Raw genomic sequence first — 3,395 nt, forward strand, 5'->3', positions numbered from 1 at the left:
TCATGGCGTATTCCAGGTAGGACTGCGACATCTCCCGCTGCAGGTCGGTGGAGATGATGCGCGCCGTCGATTCGTTGTCGCTCATGGGGTTGGGTTATCATTGAGGGATCCCAGTCGGCCTTGGCGCAGTGGGTTCATGGAAGTTTATCGAGAAGCCAACCTTGGCCGTGGCAGACTGAAGGTGATTGAATTGAGCAGAAAGCTTTTGTATTCCCAGTCTACCATTCGCCCTTTGTGAAGGCTGGCTGACTTCCAGTAGGAGAGGCTTGGTGGTTCATCGGCGGCCCTCTCTACAGCCTCATGGATCGAGATTTACAGGTGGGCCAAGCGGAGCTGATCATTACCCTGACCGGCATCGACGACACCTTTTCCCAAACCATCCATGCTCGCCACTCCTACTTGGCCGATGAGATTCTCTGGAACCACCGATTTGCCGATATTCTCCACCTGGACAGCAATGGGCATCGCTATGTGGACTACTCTCACTTTCACACAACTCTACCGGCTCAAGCCCCATGCCCTCGCTTGGAGGGGAATCCTTGAGGGAAACTATAGAAGAAAATCTATTCTCTAGCATGATCTCTATAGTAACGTTCAATGATAGGCTGCCCATAGCGTCGAGGGCTTTGGGGCATGCTGAGCCAAGCGAAAGAACAACAGTCCGGCGGCAAGAGATTTCTGGATTGGCACCGACGTCTGAGCCTAGACAACTGGCGCGGGGATCTCTTCGGCGGGCTGACGACGGCGATTGTTTCCTTGCCGATGGCCTTGGCCTTTGGGGTGGCTTCGGGGGCAGGGCCGGTGGCGGGCTTGTACGGAGCAGTGTGTGTGGGCTTTTTTGCGGCTCTGTTTGGGGGTACGCCCACGCTCATCTCCGAACCCACCGGGCCGATGACTGTGATGATGACGGCGGTGGTTGCTAATGTTACAGCTCGTTACCCGGAGCAGGGGCTGGGGCCGGCCTTCACCGTGGTGATGCTAGGGGGCTTATTTCAGATCCTGTTTGGATCCCTGAAACTGGGTAAATACATCACCCTCATGCCCTACAGCGTTATCTCCGGCTTTATGTCCGGGATCGGCTGGATCATGATTTTGCTGCAGATCCCGCCGCTTTTGGGCCACGCCAGCCAGGGGGGAGTGATTGGGGCGGTGCAGAACCTGCCGACCTACCTGCTCAACCTCAAGATGCCAGAGCTGGGGCTGGGGCTGCTGACGCTTGCCATCCTTTTTGGCTATCCCAAGCCCTGGCGACGGGTGGTGCCGCCGCAGTTGGTGGCTTTGGTGTTGGGAACGCTGGTGGCCAGCTTGTTCATGGCCGATTGGGATTTGCGGCGCATTGGCCCCATCCCCACCGGTTTGCCGCAGTTGCAGTGGCCGCAGTTGCCCTTTGCTTCCCTGGCCAACTTGGTGCTGGATGGGGTGGTGCTGGGGATGCTGGGCTGCATCGACACCCTCTTAACGGCAGTCATTGCCGATAACCTCACCCGCACCCGCCACGACTCTGACCAAGAGCTGATCGGGCAGGGGATCGCTAACTTGGTGTCCGGCTTCATGGGAGGGCTGCCGGGAGCAGGGGCAACCATGGGCACAGTGGTGAATATCCAGTCGGGGGGACGTACCCCTCTGGCGGGCGTCACCCGCGCCCTCATTCTGTTGATGGTGGTGCTGTTTGCAGCTCCCCTCACGCAAGGGATCCCAATGGCGGTGCTGGCAGGGATCGCCTTTAAGGTGGGGGTGGATATCCTCGACTGGAGCTTCCTCAAGCGGGCCCACCGCCTTTCCCTCAAAGGGGCAGCCATCATGTACGGGGTGATGTTCATGACGGTATTTGTGGATCTCATCGCTGCCGTGGGGGTGGGAGTGTTTGTGGCCAACTTGCTCACCATTCAACGCCTCAGCGAGATCCACTCCGAAGAGGTGAAAGCCATTACCGATGCCGATGATGCGGTGGATCTCACTCCCCGTGAGAGGGAATTGCTGCGCCAGGGATGCGGGCAGGTGTTGCTGTTTTACCTGAGCGGGCCGATGATCTTCGGGGTTTCCCAAGCCATTTCCCGCCAACATCAGGCGGTGGCCTCCTGCCAAGCGCTGGTGGTGGATCTATCAGATGTGCCGATGCTGGGAGTTTCGGCGACGCTATCCCTGGAAAATGCCATTCGCGAGGCCCTGGATCGGGGCAAACAGGTGTGGATTGTTGGGGCCAAGGGCCGGATCCGGCAGCGCCTGGAAAACCTACATTTGCCGCTGCCCCCAGAGCGGTTTGTGGACAGCCGTGAGGTGGCTTTGGCCGAGGCTGTTGCCCAGTTGGGCTTGCCGCTCGAGGCCAGTCCCCTGGTTTGAGTAACCCCAATTGGCCTGAGCCACAAAGCTGCGGGATCCGTTTGCCAGATCTAGGTTAAGTCTGAGTCTATGCAATGGAAGGGTCGGGTCGCCTACTTGGCAACCATGCATCGCAAAGAGCAGGTCATCGGCCCTCTCTTGGCCGAACATTTGGGGATCCAAGTTCAAGTAGTAGCTTTCGACACCGACCAACTGGGCACCTTCTCGCGGGAGCGGCCCCGACCGGGGGATCCCCTACAGACTCTGCGCCTGAAGATTGCAAGGGCTTTGCAGGATCATCCTGAAGCTCTGGGCTTGGCCAGCGAGGGATCCTTTGGCCCCCACCCCCAGATCCCTTGGATCCCTTGGAACCAAGAATGGGTCATGCTCAGGGTTTTTGAACCCGGCGCGGAGCCCTTGGAGCTGGTCGGCTATGCAGAGAGCACCCAAACCAATTTCGGCCATCGCTGGGTGCAGAGCTGGGCAGAAGCGCTGGACTTTGCCCAAAGGGCGGGTTTTCCCCAGCACGCTCTGATCGCCCTCGACCAGCCAGAAAAGCCCCAGGTTATCCACAAAGGAATCCAAGACGAAGCAACCCTGAAGCAGGTGGTGGGGGAGCTGCTGGCTCGGCAGGGTGGCCTGCATCTGGAAACCGACATGCGGGCCATGTGCAACCCAACCCGGCTCCAAGTCATCGCAGCCGCCACCCAAAACCTAATCGCCAAAGCCCAAAGCCTGTGCCCGGCCTGCGGCACTCCTGGCTACTGGCAGATCCGCTCGGTCTCTGGACTGCCCTGCGGCCAATGTGGCGCCCCCACCCCCGTGGCCAAGGCTTGGGTATATGGCTGTGCTCGCTGTTCCCACACCCACACCGAGCCTGTGGCAGAGCCCTGGGCGGATCCCGCTCAGTGTGCCTTTTGTAATCCCTAGCTTTGTCCCAAGCTTGACGTCAAGCCCAGGCTTTCATCCCCCCAGAGGGGCTGATGTAAGAGAATAGGGATCCAACCCAGTGGATCCCTACTTAGCAACTTGGATGTCAGCGCAGGGATTTTAAGAACTAGAAAGTAAACACAGCT

Annotated in this window: 3 protein-coding genes; all 3 read left to right on the forward strand. The window is 59.0% G+C overall.

From position 1 onward, the window contains the following. Positions 1-276: 276 nt before the first annotated feature. Positions 277-543, forward strand: a complete 267-nt coding sequence (locus tag NW819_RS12530; protein ID WP_255344550.1) for a hypothetical protein — start codon at positions 277-279, stop codon at positions 541-543. Between the two features lie 90 nt (positions 544-633). After that, positions 634-2,340 carry a SulP family inorganic anion transporter gene (locus NW819_RS12535; protein ID WP_414342307.1) on the forward strand — a complete coding sequence of 569 codons (1,707 nt, stop codon included), beginning with the start codon at positions 634-636 and terminating at the stop codon, positions 2,338-2,340. 69 nt (positions 2,341-2,409) lie between these two features. Beyond that, positions 2,410-3,249 (forward strand): DUF6671 family protein, encoded by an 840-nt coding sequence (locus NW819_RS12540; RefSeq protein ID WP_414413947.1) that lies wholly within the window; start codon positions 2,410-2,412, stop codon positions 3,247-3,249. The last annotated feature ends 146 nt before the right edge of the window (positions 3,250-3,395 follow it).

It is taken from the genome of Synechococcus sp. R8-2 (assembly GCF_047461715.1).
Taxonomy (GTDB): domain Bacteria; phylum Cyanobacteriota; class Cyanobacteriia; order Thermostichales; family Thermostichaceae; genus Thermostichus.